Source organism: Inhella crocodyli, from assembly GCF_004004565.1.
In the GTDB taxonomy this organism is placed as follows: domain Bacteria; phylum Pseudomonadota; class Gammaproteobacteria; order Burkholderiales; family Burkholderiaceae_C; genus Inhella; species Inhella crocodyli.
Genome location: NZ_SACM01000002.1, coordinates 329,246 through 348,233, shown reverse-complemented (window position 1 = coordinate 348,233; position 18,988 = coordinate 329,246). Strand labels below are relative to the sequence as shown.

At 69.6% G+C, this 18,988-nt stretch carries 16 protein-coding genes; 5 read left to right on the top strand and 11 right to left on the bottom strand.

Annotation, left to right across the window (positions count from 1 at the left end; all coding sequences use genetic code 11):
* Positions 1 to 43: 43 nt before the first annotated feature.
* The gene (gene uvrA, locus EOD73_RS09675; protein ID WP_127682787.1) at positions 44 to 5,614 is read right to left on the bottom strand and encodes an excinuclease ABC subunit UvrA; all 5,571 of its coding nucleotides are present in this window, start codon (positions 5,612 to 5,614) and stop codon (positions 44 to 46) included.
* Between the two features lie 149 nt (positions 5,615 to 5,763).
* Here uvrA and EOD73_RS09670 point away from each other — a divergent pair, with 149 nt between their 5' ends.
* The 3 genes from EOD73_RS09670 to EOD73_RS09660 are packed head-to-tail and all read left to right on the top strand — an operon-like array spanning position 5,764 to position 8,260.
* A complete protein-coding gene (locus tag EOD73_RS09670) occupies positions 5,764 to 6,510 on the top strand; it encodes a substrate-binding periplasmic protein (RefSeq protein ID WP_127682786.1) in 747 nt (248 codons plus the stop codon).
* Positions 6,511 to 6,543: 33 nt separating this feature from the next.
* Entirely contained in the window at positions 6,544 to 8,040 is a 1,497-nt protein-coding gene (locus EOD73_RS09665; protein ID WP_127682785.1) for an AMP-binding protein, read from the top strand.
* Entirely contained in the window at positions 8,033 to 8,260 is a 228-nt protein-coding gene (locus tag EOD73_RS09660; protein WP_127682784.1) for a cysteine-rich CWC family protein, read from the top strand. Before EOD73_RS09665 ends, EOD73_RS09660 begins: the two co-directional genes overlap by 8 nt.
* Here the strand turns inward: EOD73_RS09660 and EOD73_RS09655 are convergent.
* The 9 genes from EOD73_RS09655 to EOD73_RS09615 all read right to left on the bottom strand — a co-directional run bounded on the left by EOD73_RS09655 (position 8,194) and on the right by EOD73_RS09615 (position 16,332).
* Positions 8,194 to 8,448: a hypothetical protein gene (locus EOD73_RS09655; RefSeq protein WP_127682783.1), complete on the bottom strand. Its 255-nt coding sequence runs from the start codon at positions 8,446 to 8,448 to the stop codon at positions 8,194 to 8,196. The two genes, EOD73_RS09660 and EOD73_RS09655, sit on opposite strands and share 67 nt — an antisense overlap.
* Positions 8,448 to 9,422: a catalase family protein gene (locus EOD73_RS09650; protein WP_127682782.1), complete on the bottom strand. Its 975-nt coding sequence runs from the start codon at positions 9,420 to 9,422 to the stop codon at positions 8,448 to 8,450. Before EOD73_RS09650 ends, EOD73_RS09655 begins: the two co-directional genes overlap by 1 nt.
* Positions 9,423 to 9,431: 9 nt before the next feature.
* The gene (locus tag EOD73_RS09645; protein ID WP_127682781.1) at positions 9,432 to 10,301 is read right to left on the bottom strand and encodes a DUF4394 domain-containing protein; all 870 of its coding nucleotides are present in this window, start codon (positions 10,299 to 10,301) and stop codon (positions 9,432 to 9,434) included.
* 17 nt (positions 10,302 to 10,318) lie between these two features.
* Positions 10,319 to 11,053 carry an amino acid ABC transporter ATP-binding protein gene (locus tag EOD73_RS09640; RefSeq protein WP_127682780.1) on the bottom strand — a complete coding sequence of 245 codons (735 nt, stop codon included), beginning with the start codon at positions 11,051 to 11,053 and terminating at the stop codon, positions 10,319 to 10,321.
* 4 nt (positions 11,054 to 11,057) lie between these two features.
* Positions 11,058 to 11,747 carry an amino acid ABC transporter permease gene (locus EOD73_RS09635; protein ID WP_127682779.1) on the bottom strand — a complete coding sequence of 230 codons (690 nt, stop codon included), beginning with the start codon at positions 11,745 to 11,747 and terminating at the stop codon, positions 11,058 to 11,060.
* Positions 11,744 to 12,505: an amino acid ABC transporter permease gene (locus EOD73_RS09630; protein WP_127682778.1), complete on the bottom strand. Its 762-nt coding sequence runs from the start codon at positions 12,503 to 12,505 to the stop codon at positions 11,744 to 11,746. Before EOD73_RS09630 ends, EOD73_RS09635 begins: the two co-directional genes overlap by 4 nt.
* A gap of 74 nt (positions 12,506 to 12,579) precedes the next feature.
* Positions 12,580 to 13,482: a transporter substrate-binding domain-containing protein gene (locus EOD73_RS09625; protein ID WP_127682777.1), complete on the bottom strand. Its 903-nt coding sequence runs from the start codon at positions 13,480 to 13,482 to the stop codon at positions 12,580 to 12,582.
* Between the two features lie 108 nt (positions 13,483 to 13,590).
* A complete protein-coding gene (locus EOD73_RS09620; protein ID WP_127682776.1) occupies positions 13,591 to 14,514 on the bottom strand; it encodes a LysR substrate-binding domain-containing protein in 924 nt (307 codons plus the stop codon).
* Positions 14,515 to 14,517: 3 nt separating this feature from the next.
* On the bottom strand, positions 14,518 to 16,332 hold the full coding sequence (locus EOD73_RS09615; RefSeq protein WP_127682775.1) for an ABCB family ABC transporter ATP-binding protein/permease: 1,815 nt from the start codon (positions 16,330 to 16,332) through the stop codon (positions 14,518 to 14,520).
* Positions 16,333 to 16,418: 86 nt separating this feature from the next.
* On the opposite strand from EOD73_RS09615, the gene EOD73_RS09610 reads away from it, so the two are divergent.
* Both EOD73_RS09610 and EOD73_RS09605 read left to right on the top strand, forming a co-directional pair.
* Positions 16,419 to 17,612 carry a GGDEF domain-containing protein gene (locus EOD73_RS09610; RefSeq protein WP_127682774.1) on the top strand — a complete coding sequence of 398 codons (1,194 nt, stop codon included), beginning with the start codon at positions 16,419 to 16,421 and terminating at the stop codon, positions 17,610 to 17,612.
* A gap of 49 nt (positions 17,613 to 17,661) precedes the next feature.
* On the top strand, positions 17,662 to 18,096 hold the full coding sequence (locus EOD73_RS09605; RefSeq protein WP_127682773.1) for an acyl-CoA thioesterase: 435 nt from the start codon (positions 17,662 to 17,664) through the stop codon (positions 18,094 to 18,096).
* On the opposite strand, the gene EOD73_RS09600 is transcribed toward EOD73_RS09605, so the two are convergent.
* Positions 18,097 to 18,978 carry a DMT family transporter gene (locus tag EOD73_RS09600; RefSeq protein ID WP_127682772.1) on the bottom strand — a complete coding sequence of 294 codons (882 nt, stop codon included), beginning with the start codon at positions 18,976 to 18,978 and terminating at the stop codon, positions 18,097 to 18,099. It lies immediately after the preceding gene.
* Positions 18,979 to 18,988: the final 10 nt, after the last annotated feature.

Sequence of the window (18,988 nt, the reverse complement as noted above, 5' to 3'; positions counted from 1 at the left end):
GCCCCGAAAGGCCCGCCACCGGCGGGCCTTTTTCATGCGCGGCTCAGCCGCGGGCCAGCACCGGGGCCAGCGCGACGCCGGTGTGCGTGCCGGCCCGCACCAGGGCCTCGGGCGTGCCCGCTGCCACCAAGCGGCCGCCGCCCGTGCCGCCCTCGGGGCCGAGGTCCAGCACCCAGTCGGCCTCGGCGATCAGGTCGAGGTCGTGCTCGATGACCCACACCGAGTGCCCGGCGTCCACCAGGCGGTGCAGCACCTTGATCAGGCGCTGCACGTCGCTCATGTGCAGGCCCACCGTGGGCTCGTCCAACACATACAAGGTGTGCGGCTGCTTTTGCCGGCGCACGTCGTCGCGCACCTTCACCAGCTCGGTGACGAGCTTGATGCGCTGCGCCTCGCCGCCGCTGAGCGTGGGCGAGGGCTGGCCCAGGGTGAGGTAGCCCAGGCCCACGTCCTGCAAGAGCTTGAGCGGGTGGGCGATGGCGGGCATGGCGCCGAAGAACTCCACCGCCTCGTCGACGGGCATGGTCAGCACGTCGCCGATGCTTCTGCCCCGCCAACGCGCGGCCAGGGTCTCGGGGTTGAAGCGGGCGCCGTGGCACTGGTCGCACTGCACCTTCACATCGGGCAGGAAGCTCATGGCCAGGGTGCGCATGCCCTGGCCCTCGCAGGCCGGACAACGGCCGGGGCCGGTGTTGAAGCTGAAGCGCCCGGCGGCAAAGCCACGGGCCTTGGCCTCCAGCGTGTCGGCGAAGAGCTTTCGGATGGCGTCCCAAAAGCCGATGTAGGTGGCGGGGCAGCTGCGCGGCGTTTTTCCGATCGGCGTTTGATCGACCTCGAGCACGCGCTCGATGGCCTCGAAGCCCTCGATGGCCTCGCAGCCTTGCCAGCTCTTGAGCGGCTTGCGCAGCGGCACGGCGGCGGCCAGGTTGTGCATCAGCACGTCGCGCGCCAAGGTGCTCTTGCCCGAGCCCGACACGCCCGTGACGGCCACCAAGCGGCCCAGGGGCAGCGAGGCGTCCAGGCGCTGCAGGTTGTGCAGGCTGGCGCCCTTCACGGTCACGCTGGGCGTGGCGCTGTCCACCAGGCGGCGGGCTTGCTGCGGGTGCTGGAGCGGCTGGGCCAGGCAGGCGCCGGTGACCGACTCGGGCACGCGGGCCAGGTCGGCCGCCGTGCCCTGCGCCACCACGCGGCCGCCGCGCGCACCGGCACCGGGGCCGATGTCGATCAGGTGCTCGGCGCGGCGGATGGTGTCTTCGTCGTGCTCCACCACCACCAGGGTGTTGCCGCGCTCGGCCAGCAGGCCCAGCGCGTCGAGCAGGATGCGGTTGTCGCGCGCGTGCAGGCCGATGGTGGGCTCGTCCAGCACGTAGCAAACGCCCTGAAGGTGCGAGCCCAGCTGCGCGGCCAAGCGGATGCGCTGGGCCTCGCCGCCGCTGAGCGTGGGCGCGGCGCGGTCCAGCGTCAGGTAGCCCAGGCCGACCTGACCCAGGAAGGCCAGACGCGCGCGAATCTCGGTCAGCACATCACGGGCGATGTCGGCGTCGCGGCCGTCCAGCGCCAGCGCGTTGGCCCAGGCGGCGGCCTCGTGCACGCTCTTGGCGGCGATGGTCGCAATGGGCTCACCGTCGAAGCGCACGGCGCGGGCCGTGGGGTTCAGGCGCGCGCCTTGGCAGGCGGGGCAGACCTCGTCGCTCAGGCCCTCCAGGTCGACCTCGGCGTGCAACTGCTGCTCGCGGCCCTTCTCGTCGGCGGCGAGCACCGAGTCGTCGAGCTGCTGGCGCTGTGAGCGGTCCAGCTTCAGGCCGGTGCCCACGCAGGACGGGCACCAGCCGTGCTTGCTGTTGTAGGAGAACAGGCGCGGGTCCAGCTCGGGGTAGCTGGTGGCGCAAGTGGGGCAGGCGCGCAGCGTGGAGAACACGCGCACGCGCTGCGCGGCCGGGTCGTCGATGGGCGCCAGCAGGTGCAACACGCCCCGGCCGGTTTGCAGCGCGCTGGCCAGCAGCTCGCGCAGCGCGGGTTCGTTGGCCGGGTCGACGACGACGTCGCCCACCGGCAGCTCCAGCGTGTGCTCCTTGAAGCGGTCCAGCCGCGGCCAGGGCTTGGTGGGAAGGAACTGGCCGTCCACGCGCAGGTGCGTGGTGCCCTTGCCGGCCCATTGCTTGGCGAGGTCGGTGTACAGGCCCTTGCGGTTGATCACCAAAGGCGCCATCACGCCCACGCATTGGCCGCGGTGGTCGCGCAGGATCTGCGCGGTGATTTGCTCCAGGCTTTGCGGGGCCACCGGCGTGCCGTCGTGCACGCAGTGCTGCTGGCCCAGCTTGACCCACAGCAGGCGCAGAAAGTGCCAGACCTCGGTGGCCGTGGCCACGGTGCTCTTGCGGCCACCGCGGCTCAGGCGCTGCTCGATGGCGACGGTCGGCGGGATGCCCCAGACCGCGTCCACCTCGGGCCGGCCCGCCGGTTGCACGATGGAGCGGGCGTAGGCGTTCAGGCTCTCCAGGTAGCGGCGCTGGCCCTCGTTGAACAGGATGTCGAAGGCCAGCGTGCTCTTGCCCGAGCCCGACACGCCCGTCACCACCGTGAACTTGCCGTGAGGCACGTCCACGCTCAGGCCCTTGAGGTTGTGCTCGCGGGCGTTGACGATTTCGATGGCCGGCTTGCGCGGCGTGGCCATGCGGCGCTTGTTCAGCAGCAGGGTTTGCAGGGGCGAGCCCTCGGCCGCCTCCAGCGGGCGCTCCAGCGCCTGCACGTAGTCGCGCAGGGCTTGCGCCGTGTGGGTCTCGTGGTAACGGACCAGGTTCTCGGGCGTGTCCTCGGCCACGATGCGGCCGCCGCCGGCGCCGCCCTCGGGCCCCAAATCGATCACCCAGTCGGCCGCGCGGATCACGTCGAGGTTGTGCTCGATGAGCAGCATCGAGTGCCCCGCCGCCAGCAGCTTGCGCAGCGCGCGCATCAGCTTGGCGATGTCGTCGAAGTGCAGGCCCGTGGTCGGTTCGTCCAGCAAGAACAAGAGCCCCTTCTTGGCCACGCGCTTGGCGCTGGCGCTGTCGGCCAGGTGGCTGGCCAGCTTCAGGCGCTGGGCCTCGCCGCCGCTGAGCGTGGGCACGGGCTGGCCCAGGGTCAGGTAATCCAGGCCCACGTCCACCAGGGGCTGCAAGCGCAACTGCAGCTCGCGGTCGTCGGCGAACCAGGCCAGGGCCTCGGCCACGGTGAGCTCCAGCACGTCGGCGATGGAACGCGACACGCCGCCGCGTTCCAGCTTCACCTCCAGCAGCTCGGCGCGGTAGCGGGTGCCGTGGCAGTCGGGGCAGCGCAAGTACACGTCGCTGAGGAACTGCATCTCCACGTGCTCGAAGCCCGATCCCGAGCAGGTGGGGCAGCGGCCGTCGCCGCTGTTGAAGCTGAACATGCCGGCGGCGTAGCCGCGCTCCACGGCCAGCGGCGCGGTGGCAAAGCGCTTGCGGATCTCGTCGAACGCGCCCACCACGCTGGCGGGGTTGGAGCGCGCGGTTTTGCCGATGGGCGACTGGTCGACGAAGACCGCACCGGCCAGCCAGTCGGCGCCCAGCAGGCGCTCGTGCGGGCCCGGGGTTTCGGTGCTCTGACCGAAGTGGCGCAGCAGGGCCGGGGCCAGCACGTCTTGGACCAGCGTGCTCTTGCCCGAACCCGACACGCCGGTGACCACGACGAAGCGCTGCAGCGGCAGGAAGAAGTTGACGTTCTGCAGGTTGTGGGCGCGCACGCCCTCCAGCAGCAGCTTGGGCGTGTTGGGCTCCACGAGGCGCTTCAGGCCCAGGCCCACGTGCTTGCGGCCGCCTAGGTAGGCGCCGGTGAGCGTGTCGGCCTGGCGCAGGGCCTCGGGCGTGCCGTCGAACACGATGGTGCCGCCCTGGCGGCCTGGGCCAGGGCCCATGTCGATGACGCGGTCGGCGGCCCACATCACGGCGGGGTCGTGCTCCACCACCACCAGGGTGTTGCCAGCGTCGCGCAGGCGGTGCATGGCCTGGGTGATGCGGTGCATGTCGCGCGGGTGCAGGCCGATGGACGGCTCGTCCAGCACGAACAAGGTGTTGACCAAGCTGGTGCCCAGCGCGGTGGTGAGGTTGATGCGCTGGACCTCGCCGCCGCTTAGCGTCCGGCTTTGGCGGTCCAGCGTCAGGTAGTGCAAGCCCACGTCCACCAGGTACTTCAGGCGGTTGCGGATCTCGTCCAGCAAATGGCCCAGGGCCTGGTCCAGCAGCTCGCTGGGCGGTTGGTAGGCGTCGAAGAAGTCGCGCAGCGTGCCGATGGGCAGGCGCATCAAATCGGCCAAGTTCAGGCCGGGCAGCGCGGCCAGCTGGTCCGCCGTCCAGGCCACGCCCTTGGGCAGGAAGCGCGGCGCATCGACCGCTGGGCCGTCCAGGCGCCACAGCAGGGCCTCGGTTTTGAGCCGCGCGCCGCCGCAGGCCGGGCACTCGGTGTAGCTGCGGTACTTGGACAGCAGCACCCGGATGTGCATCTTGTAGGCCTTGGTCTCCAGGTAGGCGAAGAAGCGCCGCACCCCGTACCACTTCTTGCCCCACTGGCCGTCCTTGTAGCCCTCTTCGCCCTCCAGCACCCAGTGGCGGTGCTCGGGCGACAGCTGCGCCCAGGCCGTGTCGCGCGGGATGCCGTGCAGGCCGCAGTGCTTCATCAGGTCGTCGTAGCACTCGCTCCAGGCCGGCGTGGTGAAGGGCTTGATGGCCCCGCCGCGCAGGGTCTTCTTCTCGTCCGGGACGACCAGGCCCCAATCGACGCCGATCACGCGGCCGAAGCCGCGGCAGGTGTCGCAAGCGCCCAAGGCCGAGTTGAAGGAAAACAGCGCCGGCTGCGGCGCGCTGTAGCGGCGGTCGCTCTCGGGGCAATGCAGGCCGGTGGAGTAACGCCATTGCAGGGCCGGCTCGTCCAGGCCCTGCACCAGCAGCTGGCCGTTGCCACGCACCAGGGCCAGCTCGATGGCCTCGGCCAGGCGGGCGGGGTCGGCGCTGCCCAATCGCAGGCGGTCGACCACCACGTCCATCAGCGTGCGCTCCCCCACCTCGCGCCGGTTCATGGAGCGCGTGTAGCCGCCGGCGCTGAGCCACTGCTCGACCTCGGCCTCGCCGATGCCCCCAGGCAGCTCCACGCCAAAGCACAGGGCCACGCGCGGGTCGCCCGCCGCCGCGGCGCGTTGCCGCAGGTCGGCGGCGATGGTGGCCGGGGTGTCTTGCCGAACGGGCAGCGCGGTGTCTTGGTCGAACAACTGGCCGGCGCGGGCGAACAAGAGCTTGAGGTGGTCGTTCAGCTCCGTCATCGTGCCCACCGTGGAGCGGCTGTTGCGCACCGGGTTGGTCTGGTCGATGGCGATGGCCGGCGGCACGCCGTCCACGCGGTCCACCTGCGGGCGGTCCATGCGGTCCAGGAACTGCCGGGCGTAGGCGCTGAAGGTCTCGACGTAACGGCGCTGCCCCTCGGCGTACAGGGTGTCGAACACCAGGCTGCTCTTGCCGCTGCCGCTGGGGCCGGTGACGACCGTCAGCTCGCCCGTCTGGATCTCCAGGTCCAGGTTCTTCAGGTTGTGCTGGCGGGCGCCTTGGATGCGGATCGGCTCGGACATGGGAGGGGCCGTGGGGGAGAGGGGCGGACATTGTGGTCGCCCCGGACGAAGCCGGGCTCGCCCGACCGAGATGGGCGAGGTGCCAACCCGGGTATGCAGCGGCACGGCCCCGCTCTATCCTCGACCCGGCGCGTTTGCAGGAGAAAGACATGGTGGCTTGGCAGCGTTGGCTGGGCGTCGTTGCGGTGGCCTGGGGCCTGGGCACTGGCGCGACGGCCGACACCTTGAAGGTTTATGGCGACGACAAGTACGCCCCGGTCGTGCACCTGCAAGACGGCAAGCCCGCGGGCTTCCTGGTGGACATCCTGCGCCGCGCTGAAGCCCTGACCGGCGACCGCTACGACATCGAACTGGTGCCCTGGAAACGCGCCCTCGAACTGGCCAAGCGTGGCGATGGCGGGCTCATGGGCGTGTCGTGGACGGCCGAGCGGGCCGAATGGTTCGACTACTCCGCCCCCTTGTTCAACGACGACATCCACGTTGTCACCCTCAAGGACAAGGCCTTCAAGCTCACGCAATTGGCCGACCTGAAGGGCAAGACCCTGGGTGGCGTGACCGGTGCCAGCTACGGCGACGAGGTGGACCGCGCCATCGCCGACGGCCTGTTCCGCGTCGAGCGCGATATCGGCGTGACGAGCCGCTTGCGCAAGCTGCTGCGCGATCACGTCGACGGCGCCCTCGTGGGCAACGGACGCGCCGGCTTCGACGCCGTGCTGGCCTCCCACCCCGAGCTGAGCGGGCAGCGCGACCGTTTCGTGTGGCTGCCCACCCCCATCGCCCGCGACCGGCTCTACCTCGCCTTCCCGAAGGCCATGAAGCAGCAAGCCGCCCTGGCGCGCTTGAACGCCGCGCTGCCCAAGCTGGATGGCCTGCGCCCGGCCAAGGCCAAACCCTGACCCCAGGGGCTGGCCGACCCTATCCTTCGGCCCATGAACCTGTACCAAGCGCTCAGTGCTGCGTGGCCGCGCAGCGGCACCGCCATCGAACTGGCCGATTCCGACCTCGCCTACACCTGGGACGACCTGCGCCAAGGCAGCGCGCTGCTGGCCACCCTGTTCACCGACCTGGGCTTGCAGCCCGGCGAGCGGGTGATGCTGCAGACCGAGAAATCGGTCGAGGCTCTGATGGTTTGGCTGGCCTGCCTGCGCGCCGGCCTGGTGCTGGTGCCGCTGAACCCTGCTTACCAAAAGGCCGAACTGGCGCACTTTTTGAAGGACGCCGAACCGCGCCTGCTGGTGGTCGCGCCCGAGGCCTTCCACTGGGCCAGCAAGCTGGCCTTCCAGCACGAGGTCGACTGGGTGTTCACCCTGGGCACCGAGCGCCAAGGCACGCTGCTGGACCGCGCGACCCAGCTGCTGCCCCGCCTGACGGACGCCGTGCTGCCCCGCGCCGACGGCGACGCCGCGGCCATCCTGTACACCAGCGGCACCACGGGCGTGAGCAAGGGCGCGCTGCTGACGCACGGCAACCTGCGCAGCAACGCCGAGACCTTGGTGGCCCTGTGGGGCTTCACGCCCGACGACGTGCTGGTGCACGCACTGCCCATCTTCCACGTGCACGGCCTGTTCGTGGCCAGCCACTGCGCCTTGATGAGCGGCAGCCGCCTGCGCTGGTGCCCGCGCTTCGAGCCGGTGCTGGTGACCCAGCAGCTGCGCGGTGCCACGGTGTTCATGGGCGTGCCCACGCTGTACACGCGGCTGCTGGGCTTCGCCGGCTTCACGCGCGAGGCCGCCGCCAGCGTGCGCCTGTTCGTCAGCGGCTCGGCCCCGCTGCAGGCCGAGACCTTCGACGCCTTCACCGCGCGCACCGGGCAGGTGATCTTGGAGCGCTACGGCATGAGCGAGACCGGCATGCTGACCAGCAATCCGCTGCGCGGCGAACGCCGCCGCGCCAGCGTGGGCCCGGCCCTGCCCGGCGTGCAGCTGCGCATCGCCCAGCCCGACGCCGAGGGCGTGGGCGGCGTGGAGGTGAAGGGCCCCAACGTGTTCGGCGGCTACTGGAAGCGCCCCGAGCTCAGCGCCACCGAGTTCACGGCCGACGGCTTCTTTCGCACCGGCGACCTGGGCCGCCTGGACGCCGACGGTTACCTGCACCTGGTGGGACGCGCCAAGGACCTGGTCATCACCGGCGGCTTCAACGTCTACCCGGCCGAGGTGGAGGGCCACCTGAACGCGCTGCCCGGCGTGCAGGAGAGTGCCGTCATCGGCCTGCCCCACCCCGATTTCGGCGAGGCCGTGACCGCGCTGTTGGTGCCGCAGGCCGGCGCCACCCTGGACCCCGAGGCCCTGCTGCGCACGCTGCGCGGCCAGATTGCGGCCTTCAAGTGCCCCAAGCGCCTGTTGGTGGTGGCCGAGCTGCCGCGCAACGCCATGGGCAAGGTGCAGAAGAAGGCGCTGCGCGAGCAGCACGCGGGCTTGTATGCCTGAGGCCAGCACCTGCCCCCGCTGCGGCGGCGGCTTCGACTGTGGCGCGCGCGATGGGCATTGCGCCTGTTTCGAGCTGACGCTGAGCGCCGAGCAACAAGCCGCCCTCGCGGCGCGTTGGGAAGGCTGCTTGTGCCTGCGCTGCCTGCGCGCGCTTCAGGACGAAGCGCCGGTCTCCGCACCGCCCGCCGCATCCGGCGGCGTGGGCGGGCCCGCGGGGTAGGCGCCCTGCCCCAGCCGGTGCCAGGCCCAGCCGACCAACACCGGCAGCACCAGCAGCCACACCCAGGCGCCCGTCACCGCGAACAGCAACAGCGCCTTCAAGCTGCCCAGCAGCACGCCCACGGCGCTGACGACGATCGCGTTTCGGCGCTGGGCCCGCGACGTGGCCTGTCCGGTCGGCCTGGGCATCAGGCCGAGGCGCCGCGCGCCTTTTCCGACTCGAAGTACACGACCTTGCGCGCGCGCATCACCTCGCCCAGCGGGCGGTGCGCCGCCAGGGCCTGCCAGGGGTCGAAGACGCCGCGTTCGATCTGCTCCAGGAACACCTTGTCCTTCGACGGCGCCTGCACCACCAGCTCGCCCACCGTGAGCCAAGGCGCGACCGACTCGGGCCACTCCACCGTGGCGTCTTCGATGGGCGTGCGCGCTTCGTCTTCGAAGAACTGCAGCTGCAGCGCGTAGCGGATCGGGCCTTCGGCGGCTTGCGCGGCGAAGTCGGCGCCCCAATCGGCCGCCGCCTCGGGGCGCGGCGTGCGCTGGGACAAAGGCTGCAGCCGCACCTTGCAGGCGTGAGGCCCACACGCGATGGGGAGCACGCTGCTGAACGACTCGGTGGCGTAACCGGTGAAGGGGCGCTTGAAGGTGCCCGCCATCTCCTTCAAGCGTTTGAGCGCGCCCAGCGGCCCGAAGGCTTTGAAGAACCAAGCCAAGAGCGCGCCCGGCCCCTTGCCCGCGGCCAGCACCAGCTGCAGGAAATGCTCGCTGGTGGGGAAGGCGAAGCGCGTCTGGTTGATCAGCGAGAAGTCCTGGTGGTCGGTGGGCCCGCCCAGCGCCGACTCGCCCTGAACGTCGAACACCCGGAAGGCAAAACCGCGGATGTCGGGCCGGCGGTCGCTCTGCACGTCCACGCCACCATTGGAAAAGCGCACCCACACCGGGTGCTCGCCGGGCTTCGCGAACAGGCCGTGGGCGGCGTGGGCGGGCAAGCCGCCGGCGACGGTCAGCCGGCCCAGCGCGGCCCCGGTGCCCTTGCGGTGCAGGGCCCGGCCGCGGCCGTACCTCTCGCTTTTGCGGCGCTGCATCGCCACGATGTCGCGCGCCGCGGCCACGTGCCGCTCGCCCTCACCGGGCAGGAAGACCTCTTTCCATTGGGTGCTGGGCATGCGCCCTCCTCAGGGTTGAACGGCCAAGCCGCGCAGCGGGCCGCTGGCGGCCATGGGGCCGATGCGCGTGGCCTGGCCGGTGCCCAGGTCCACGCGGTAGAGCACGTCGGCGCCGCTGCCATGCGAGGCACTCAGGTACGCGGTGTTGCGCACGTCGGCGATGTCGAAGTGGGCGCGCTGAAAAGCCGGGATGCCCAAGGGGCCTACGTCGCGCAGGCGACCGGTGTTGGGCGAGACCACGGGCTGCTGCCCTTCCACGCTGCCCATCACCATCAGGCGGCCCTGGGCCGCGTCGATGGCGTAGTTCGTCGTCAGCTTCTCGTCGTTCTTGTTGTAGGTGTAGGCCACCGCCACGATGCGCACGGGGCGGGGCGTGCCGTCGGCGGGGTCGATGCGCAGGTTGCCGTCGGGCTGCACGCTGGGCGTGTTGGGGTCGCCGTCGACCTGGGCGCCGGTGCCCGGGTGGCGGCGCAGGCTGAAGCCCTGCGCATTGACCACGCGCAGGCGGTCCACCGTGGGGTTGAAGTCGACGCCCCAGGGGCCGGCCTTGCCGCCTGGCAGCGGCACCGGCTCGCCCACGGGGCCCAGCACGGCCTGGTCGACGTCGACGCGGTAGAGCTGCCCGCTGTCGGCCAACGCGTACAGCTCGCCGCGGGCCACGCGGTAGTCGATGCCGACGATCTGCTCGCCCGGCTTCAGGCCGCGCAAGGCCAGGCTGGACTGCAACACCCCGGGGCGGGCGGCGTTGAAGCGCACCAACTTGTGGTCGGCGCTCACCGCCACCAGGGTGTCGGGCGCCGGCGCGGGGGGCGGGGACGGGGTGGCGCAGGCCGTCAGCGCGGCGGCGGCCAGCAGGGGCCAAAGGAAACGTCGGTTCATGGCATCGAGCTCGGAAGTCAGTGGGCCAGGATCTTCGACAAAAACTCGCGGGCGCGGGGGCTGCGCGCGTCCGGCCGACCGAAAAAGTCGTCCTTCGGACAGTCTTCAACGATCCTGCCCGCGTCCATGAAAATGACCCGGTGGCTGACCTTTCGGGCGAAGCCCATTTCGTGCGTCACGCACATCATGGTCATGCCCTCTTGGGCCAGTTGCACCATCACGTCCAGCACCTCGCCCACCATCTCGGGGTCGAGCGCGCTGGTCGGCTCGTCGAACAGCATGGCGATGGGGTCCATGCTCAGCGCGCGGGCGATGGCCACGCGCTGCTGCTGGCCGCCGCTGAGCTGGCCAGGGAACTTGTCCTTGTGCGCCAGCAGACCCACGCGGTCGAGCATCTTCAACCCCCGCGCCGTGGCGTCCGTGGGGTTGCGGCCCAGCACATTGGTCTGCGCCAGGGTCAGGTTCTCGGTGACCGACAGGTGCGGGAACAGCTCGAAGTTCTGGAACACCATGCCCACCTTGGCGCGCAACTGCGGCAGGTTCGTGCCCTTGGCGGTGATGGACTGGCCGGCCACACGGATGTCGCCCTGCTGGATGGGCTCGAGCGCGTTCACCGTCTTGATGAGCGTGCTCTTGCCCGAGCCCGAGGGGCCACACACGACGACGACCTCGCCCTGCTGGATGGTCGTGCTGCAGTCGGTCAGCACTTGGAAGCTGCCGTACCACTTGCTGACGTTGTCGATTTCGATCATGCGGTCACCGGATGACTTGGATGCGCTTTTGCAACTGGCGCACGGCCAGCGACAGGCTGAAGCAGATGGCGAAGTAGACGGCCGCGGCCAACAGGTTGCCCTCGATCGAGCGCCCGAGGTTGGTGCGGGCGTAATCGAAGGCGTGCAGCAGGTCCGAGGCGCCGATGGCGTACACCAGCGAGGTGTCCTGGAACAGGATGATGGTCTGGGTCAGCAACACCGGCAGCATGTTCCGGAAGGCTTGCGGCAGCACCACCAGGCGCATGGTTTGGGACGGCCGCATCCCCAGGGCCGCCCCCGCCTGAGATTGGCCTTGGGGAACGGACTGAATGCCCGCCCGAATGATTTCGCTGTAGTAGGCCGCTTCGAAGCAGGTGAAGGTGATGAAGGCCGAAATCGCGACCTTGTTGTCGTCGGCCCACTGCCCCCCGATCTGCTGGTACACGCCGCTGGGCAGGAGCAGGAAGAACCACAGGATGACCATCACCAGCGGTACCGAGCGCATCAGGTTGACGTACCCCGCCGCCGGCCAACTCAGGACAGGCTGCTTCGACAAGCGCATCAGGGCCAACACGGTTCCCAGCGCGATGCCCCCCACCATCGCCACCAGGGTCAACAGCAACGAGAAGCCCAGGCCCTTCAGGACAAAGACGGTGAGGTACTCGGCGGTGACAAAACCAAAGTCCAGGTTCACCGACCACCCCCCCCCGCCACGCCGGGGACTTGCACCGCCTTTGCGATGCCACTGGCCAGGAGGTACACCGAGAAGGCCGTGACGAAGTAAAGCAAGGTCACGACGGCGTAGACCGCCGTGTGCTGGGACGTTTCTTCACCCACTTGCTTGGCAATGAGCGTCAGTTCCGCCACGCTCACGGCAAAGGCCACCGCGCTGTTCTTGACGACGTTCATGCACTCGGACGTCAGCGGCGGGATCACCACGCGGAAGGCGACGGGCAGCAACACGTGGCGGTAGGTCTGCGGCAGGCTGAGCCCGATCGCCAAACCGGCATGCCACTGCCCCTTGGGAATGCTTTGAATGCCGGCGCGCACCTGCTCGCTGATGCGGGCGGAGGTGAAGAAACCCAGCCCAACCCCCGCCAGCGCCACACTGGGCGCCTGCTTCAACAGAGGCACGAACTCGGGCACCACGAAGAACCAGAGGAACAACTGCACGATCAGCGGCACGTTGCGAAAGAGTTCGGTCCACGCGTCGCCGAGCAGCACCAAGCCCCGCATCGGCGTGGTTCTGGCCACGCCGACCAAGGACCCAACGACCAAGGCCACGGCCATGCCGATGCCGGCCACCGCGACGGTCCAACCCCAGGCCGACAACAGCATGTCGAGGTAGGTCTGCACGCCGGGGGCCTTGCCCATGCAGCCTTCAATCACCGTGAGTTCCACGGTGTCCTTGCACCAAAGCTCCCGCTGGCTTTGCCACCAATCCGCCGACATCACGCTCCCTCCGTCGAACAGGACAGCGGGCGCCTGAGGCGCCCGCGAAAATCAGCCAAGGCTGTGGCCACGCGTCACTTCTTCGCGTAGTCCTCCATCGGCTTGTCGTTCGGGCTGGCCCACGCCGCCTTGGTGGCCACGCTGGCCGGCAGGTTCAGGCTGGTTTGGGTGGGCGGAATCGGCTGCACGAACCACTTGTCGTACATCTTGGCCAGCTCGCCGGACTTCATCAGGCCGACGATGGCGTCGTCCACGGCCTTCTTGAAGGCGGGGTCGTCCTTGCGGAACACGATGGCGATGGGCTCGACCGACAGCGTTTCCCCAACGATCTTGAAGTCCGAAGGCTTCTTGCTCTTGGCAATGGCGCCGGCCAAGATCTGCGAGTCCATCACGAACGCGTCGGCCCGGCCCGACTCCAAGAGCAAGAAGCTGTCGGCGTGGTCCTTGCCCAAGATTTCTTTGAAATCCACGCCGTTAGCGCGCTCATGGCGGCGCAGCGTTTGCACGCTGGTGGTGCCCGTGGTGGTGGCCACCGTCTTGCCGTTCAGCTGGTTGATGCTGGTGATGCCCGAGTTGGCCTTGACGGCGATGCGGACTTCTTCCACAAAGGTGGTCACCGCGAAGGCCACGTCCTTTTGGCGCGTGGCGTTGTTGGTGGTGGAGCCACACTCGATGTCGACGTTGCCGTTTTGCACCAGCGGGATGCGGTTCTGCGAGGTCACCGGCTGGTAACGCACGGTGAGCTGCGTCAGCCCCAGCTGCTTTTGCACCACCCGCAAGACCTTGTCGCAGACCTCGACGTGGTAGCCGGCGAACTTGCCGTCACCCAGGGTGAACGACAGCGCGCCCGAGGACTCGCGCACGCCCATGGTCACGGCACCGCTGTCTTTGATTTTTTTGAGCGTGTCGCTCGTGTTGGCCTGCACCGCGGCCACGGCCAACACCAGGGACAGGGCTAGCACCGACTTCTTCGACATGAGGACTCCTGCGATCGACCCCGAGGGCCAAAAGCGCAACCCTAGCAGAGCCCCTCCGCAGGCATCAGGCCGCCCAGGGTTTCCCGGGGCCGCCGACTCGGCATGGGCTCATGCCGGCTGCCGGGCCGCGAGGAAGTCCCACAAGGCCGTGGCGGCCGGTTTGGGGCGCTTTTTGTGCTCTGGGCGCTCGCGGTAAATGCGCAGCGCGACTTGCAATTCGAAGGCGCCGGGCGGCGCCGCGGGCACGAGACGGCGGGCGCGCAGCTCGCGCTTGACCGAGCTGGCCGGCAAGAAGGCCAGGCCATGGCCCTCCATGGCCATGGCCTTGAGGCCCTCGGCCATGTCGGTTTCGTACAGCGCGTCCAGGTGCAAGGGCACGCCGGCTTCCTTGACGATGATTTCCACCAAGCGGGCCAGATAAGCGCCCTCGGCATAGGCGAGGAAGGGGATCTTTTGGCCCGGGTGGCCGGGCAGGCGGAACAGCGCCTGCCCGTCGGGGTCGGGCCGGGCAAAGGCCGCCAGGGTGTCGTGCCCCAGGCTCAGCATCTCGTAGCGCTCGGGGTCCAGCTGCAAGGGCTGGCTGGCATGGTGGTAGGCCAGCAGCAAGTCGCAATGGCCCTCGCTGAGTTGCAGCACGGCGTCGTGCACGTTGGCGGCGTTGAGCCGGCACTTGAAGGGGTCGAGCTGCTTGCGCAGCTCCATCAGCCAGTGCGGAAAAAAGCTGAAGGCCAAGGAGTGCGGCACCGCGAACTCGATCATGTCGGCGCCCGTGGCCTGGTGGCTGCGCAGCATGTTGCGCGTGGCCTGCAGGTTGGCCAGGATCTCGATGGACTGCGCCAGCAGGGTTTCGCCCGCCGGCGTGAGCCGGGTGGGGTAGCTGCTGCGGTCCACCAAGTCCATGCCGGCCCAGGCCTCCAGGGCTTGGATGCGGCGCGAGAACGCCGGCTGGGTGACGTGGCGCAGCTGCGCCGAGCGCGAAAAGCTGCGCGTCTCGGCCAGGCTCACGAAGTCTTCAAGCCACTTGGTTTCCATGGTTCAGGCGTCCGGTGCTTGCGAGTTTGCCTGCAGATTCCACATGCGGGCATAGGCACCTCCCCGCGCCAGCAGCTCGGCATGCCGGCCGCGCTCGACGATGCGGCCCGCCTCCAGCACGAGGATCTGGTCGGCGTCCACCACGGTGGACAGGCGGTGGGCGATCACCAGCACCGTCTTGTTCTGCCCCACGGCATCGAGCTGAGCCTGGATGGCGCGTTCGTTGTGCGAATCGAGCGCCGAGGTGGCCTCGTCGAAGATCAGGATGGGCGGGTTCTTCAGCAGCGTGCGGGCGATGGCCACGCGCTGCTTCTCGCCGCCGCTGAGCTTCAAGCCCCGCTCGCCGACCCGCGTGCCATAGCCCTGGGGCGTGCTGCGGATGAAGCCGTCCAGCTGCGCGGCCTGCGCCGCGGCCTCGATCTCGGCCGGCGTGGCCCCCTCCTTGGCGTAGCCGATGTTGTAGCCCAGGGTGTCGTTGAACAGCACGGCGTCCTGCGGCACGATGCCCAGGGCCTGGCGCAGGCTGTGTTGCGTGACGTGGCGGATGTCTTGCCCGTCGATGCGCACCGCCCCGGCCTTCACGTCGTAGAAGCGGAACAGCAGGCGGGCCAGCGTGCTCTTGCCCGAGCCGCTGGGCCCCACCACGGCCACGCGCTGGCCGGGTTCGATGGTGAAGCTGACGCCGTGCAGCACCGGGCGTGCCGGGTCGTAGGCGAAGTCGACGGCATCGAACTCCACCCGGCCGCCTTGCACGCGCAGCGCCGGCGCTCCCGGCGCCTCGGCCACCTCGCGTTCGCGGCCCAGGAGGCCGAACATCTTGTCCAGGTCGGTCAGGCTTTGCTTGATCTCGCGGTACAGCACCCCCAGGAAGTTCAACGGGATGTAGAGCTGGATCATGAAGGCGTTGACCATCACCAGGTCGCCCAGGCTGAGGCGCCCCTCGCTCACACCCTGGGTGGCGCGCCAGAGCATCAGCACCAGGGCGGTGGCGATGATGAGTTGCTGCCCGGTGTTGAGCAGGCTCAGCGTGGTTTGGCTCTTGAGCTGCGCCTGCCGCAAGCGCTCCAGGCTGGCGTCGTAGCGGCGGGCCTCGAAGTCTTCGGCGCCGAAGTACTTGACGGTCTCGTAGTTCAGCAGCGAATCGATGGCCTGCGTGTGCGTGGCCGAGTCGATCTCGTTGAGTTGGCGGCGGAACTTGGTGCGCCACTCGGTGACGGTGATCGTGTAGGTGACGTACAGCACCAGGGCCGCGCCGGTGATGGCGGCGAAGGCCCAATCGAACAGCCCCCCCAACAGGCTGAGCACCAGGACCACCTCGATCAAGGTTGGCAGGATGCTGTAGAGCGAAAAGCTGATCAGCGAGTGCACGGCGCGCGTGCCGCGCTCGATGTCGCGCGTCATGCCGCCGGTTTGACGCTCCAAATGGAAACGCAGGCTCAAGTCGTGCAGGTGGCGGAAGACCTGCAAGGAGATGGCACGCGCCGCGCCCTCGGTGGCCTTCGCAAACACCAGTTCGCGCAACTCGGTGAACAGCGAGGTGCACAGCCGCAGCGCCCCATAGGCCACCAAGAGGCCCACGGGCAGCACGAACAGCGGGTTGGCCTGCGCGGCGTCGAGTTGGTCGACGATCTTTTTCAGCAGCAGCGGCACGCCCACCGTGGCCAGCTTGGCGCCCACCATGAAGCCCAGGGCCAGGGCCACGCGCCAGCGGTACTGCCAGAAGTAGGGCAAGAGCTTCTTGAGCACCTCCCCGTCGCGGCGGGGGGCCCCGGCAGCGGCCGGGGGCGAAAGGGGAACAGACGGGGCAGCGGGGCGCATGGCGAGAACGAGGGGGGGCCATCGATTCTCGGGGGTCCGCCCGGAAGACCCGCTCCCCACAATCGACAAGCCTCGGCCGCCGCACCATGCCCACGCAAGACACCCTGTTCCCCATCACCGAAGCCCAGCGCACGGCGTACGCGCGGCAGCTTCGGCAGGGCTTCGGTCGCCTGCGCTTCGAGCCCGACCTGGAGGCCGCCTTCATGGCGGACTTCGACCGGGGACTGGACCGCCGCTTGGCGTGGTTGTCGCTGCTCATCACCGTCGTTTGGCTGGTGTTCACCGCCCTGGACCCGGTGCGCATGCAACCCGACCGGCTGCCGCCCGCCCAGCTTGGGCTGTGGACCGAGCTCCTGCTCGTGCGCGGGGTCGTGGCAGCGGTCTTGTTGGGGGCCACTTGGCGTGCCTGGCGCCATCCCCTGGGCGCTCACCGGCGACGCTGGGTCGTGGCCACCGCCCTGGTGGTGACCGTGGGCGGCGCCTGGGGGGCCACTTGCTACCTGCGCCTGGGCGGCTTCCAGCCGCTGGAGATCTTGCTGTTGCTGGTGGCGGGCTTGTTCTTGCCCATCGGCCTGACGCTGCGGCAAACCCTGCCCCTGGCCGCGGTGTGCCTGACGGGCATGAGCGCGGTGGGCGTTCTGCAGCTCGAGGGGGCCGCGCAAGGCCGATTCCTGTACCTCGCGGGACTGATGGTGCTGACCGCGCTCTTGGCCGCCTTCGGCGCTTACCACCGCGAGTACGCGCAGCGCGAGCAGTTCCTGCTGCGCGCGGAGTTGGGTTGGCAAGCGGGCCACGACGCACTGACCGGTTTGTGCAACCGGCGCCTCTTCGACGATCGCCTCCAAGCCTTGGTTCGCCAAGTGCAGCGCGATGGCCTGCCCTTGGCCCTGGTGCTGGCCGACGTGGACCACTTCAAGCGCTTCAACGACGTGTACGGCCACCCGGCCGGGGACGCGGCGCTGCAAACGGTGGCCGAGGTGCTGCAGGCCATGGCCTCGCGACCGCTGGACCTGGTGGCCCGGTTGGGCGGCGAAGAAATGGCGGTGGTGCTGCACGGCGCGAGCCAGGCCGACGCGATGCGCCTGGCCACGCAGGCCTTGGCCGCCCTGCGCGAGCGGGGCGTGCCGCACGCGGGCAGCGAGCAGGGCTGGCTGGGGATGAGCTTGGGCCTGGCGATGGCCGAGCCGGGCGACACGCCCCTGGCCCTGTACCAACGCGCCGATCGCGCGCTCTACCAGGCCAAGCACAGTGGGCGCAACCGAGTGATTGCCGCCGCTTGAGGCCCGCCGTGCGCTACAAACGCGCATCGACCTTTGACCCCCGACGCCCATGCCCGAACTGGCCAGCCCCTTCATGGACCCCACCCAGGTCCCCACCGACCGCGAATTGGCCCTGCGCGTGATCCCCATGCCGGCCGACGCCAACGCCAATGGCGACATCTTTGGCGGCTGGATCATGGCGCAGGTGGACTTGGCCGGCTCCGTGCTGCCCTCGCGCATCACACGGGGGCGCATCGCCACCGTGGCGGTGAAGGAGTTCATCTTCAAGCAGCCCGTGACCGTGGGCGACCTGCTGAGCTTCTACTCCCACGTGACCCGCGTCGGCCGCACGTCCATCACCGTGAAGGTCGAGGTGTACGCCGAGCGCAACCCGAAGAACCCGCAGGTGGTGAAGGTGACGGAGGCGGAGCTGACCTACGTGGCCATCGACGACGAGGGCAAGTCCCGGCCCTTCCAGGTGGGCCCGGCCGTCAGCGGCACCTGATCAACTTCGGCGCGCCAGCGCCGCAACGCCGGCCAACACCAGACCGGTGCCCACCGCCACCCAGGCCGTGAGCGGCTCGCCCAGCAACCAGGCGGCCAGCAGCAAGGTGCTCATCGGGCCCACCATGCCCACCTGCGCGGCCACCGGGGCGCCCACGCGCTCGATGGCCAGCATGACCAGCAACACCGGGGCGAACGTGCAGGCCGTGGCGTTGACGACCGACAGGCCCACGACGGCCGGCGGCACCCAGGCCGCGTCCAGCGGGCGCAGCCAAGCGAACTGCAGCAGGCACAAGCCACAGGCCACCGTGGTGGCCAGCCCGGTCAGGCGCAGCGCCCCCAAGCGCTTCACCACCTGGCCGCTGAGGGCCAAGTACACGGCGTAGCTCAGCGCACTGCCCAGCACCAGGGCGCTGCCGATCCAGGTCGCCACCCCGTCGTAGCGCACCTCGTGCGCGAACACCAGCAGCACCCCGGCGTAGCTCAGGGCCAGGGCCACGGCTTGGCGCCGCCCCACGCGCTGTCCCAGGAACAGCACCCCCAGCAGCAGCACCAGGGTCGGGTTCAGGTAGAGGATCAGGCGCTCCAGGCCGGCGCTGATGTACTGCAAGCCGGCGAAGTCCAGGAAGCTGGCGAGGTAGTAGCCGGTGAAGCCGAGCACGCCGATGTCGCGCCAGTCGCGGGCACTCAAGGCGGGTCGGCCGCGGCCTGCCCACCAGGCCAGCGCCAGGAACAGCGGCAGCGCCAGCAGCATGCGCCACATCAGCAGGGTGACGGCGTCGACCCCATGGCGGTACGCCAGCTTGACGATGATGGCCTTGCCCGAGAAGCCCACGGCACCGAGCGCGGCCATCCCGACGCCCCAGCCTTGGCGCGAGTTCATGCGCCGATTG

Excerpts from the sequence above, each read along its gene's own strand:
- uvrA (WP_127682787.1), bottom strand. The coding sequence starts at position 5,614 with ATGTCCGAGCCGATCCGCATCCAAGGCGCCCGCCAGCACAACCTGAAG.
- EOD73_RS09670 (WP_127682786.1), top strand. The coding sequence starts at position 5,764 with ATGGTGGCTTGGCAGCGTTGGCTGGGCGTCGTTGCGGTGGCCTGGGGC.
- EOD73_RS09665 (WP_127682785.1), top strand. The coding sequence starts at position 6,544 with ATGAACCTGTACCAAGCGCTCAGTGCTGCGTGGCCGCGCAGCGGCACC.
- EOD73_RS09660 (WP_127682784.1), top strand. The coding sequence starts at position 8,033 with ATGCCTGAGGCCAGCACCTGCCCCCGCTGCGGCGGCGGCTTCGACTGT.
- EOD73_RS09655 (WP_127682783.1), bottom strand. The coding sequence starts at position 8,448 with ATGCCCAGGCCGACCGGACAGGCCACGTCGCGGGCCCAGCGCCGAAAC.
- EOD73_RS09650 (WP_127682782.1), bottom strand. The coding sequence starts at position 9,422 with ATGCCCAGCACCCAATGGAAAGAGGTCTTCCTGCCCGGTGAGGGCGAG.
- EOD73_RS09645 (WP_127682781.1), bottom strand. The coding sequence starts at position 10,301 with ATGAACCGACGTTTCCTTTGGCCCCTGCTGGCCGCCGCCGCGCTGACG.
- EOD73_RS09640 (WP_127682780.1), bottom strand. The coding sequence starts at position 11,053 with ATGATCGAAATCGACAACGTCAGCAAGTGGTACGGCAGCTTCCAAGTG.
- EOD73_RS09630 (WP_127682778.1), bottom strand. The coding sequence starts at position 12,505 with ATGTCGGCGGATTGGTGGCAAAGCCAGCGGGAGCTTTGGTGCAAGGAC.
- EOD73_RS09625 (WP_127682777.1), bottom strand. The coding sequence starts at position 13,482 with ATGTCGAAGAAGTCGGTGCTAGCCCTGTCCCTGGTGTTGGCCGTGGCC.
- EOD73_RS09620 (WP_127682776.1), bottom strand. The coding sequence starts at position 14,514 with ATGGAAACCAAGTGGCTTGAAGACTTCGTGAGCCTGGCCGAGACGCGC.
- EOD73_RS09615 (WP_127682775.1), bottom strand. The coding sequence starts at position 16,332 with ATGCGCCCCGCTGCCCCGTCTGTTCCCCTTTCGCCCCCGGCCGCTGCC.
- EOD73_RS09610 (WP_127682774.1), top strand. The coding sequence starts at position 16,419 with ATGCCCACGCAAGACACCCTGTTCCCCATCACCGAAGCCCAGCGCACG.
- EOD73_RS09605 (WP_127682773.1), top strand. The coding sequence starts at position 17,662 with ATGCCCGAACTGGCCAGCCCCTTCATGGACCCCACCCAGGTCCCCACC.
- EOD73_RS09600 (WP_127682772.1), bottom strand. The coding sequence starts at position 18,978 with ATGAACTCGCGCCAAGGCTGGGGCGTCGGGATGGCCGCGCTCGGTGCC.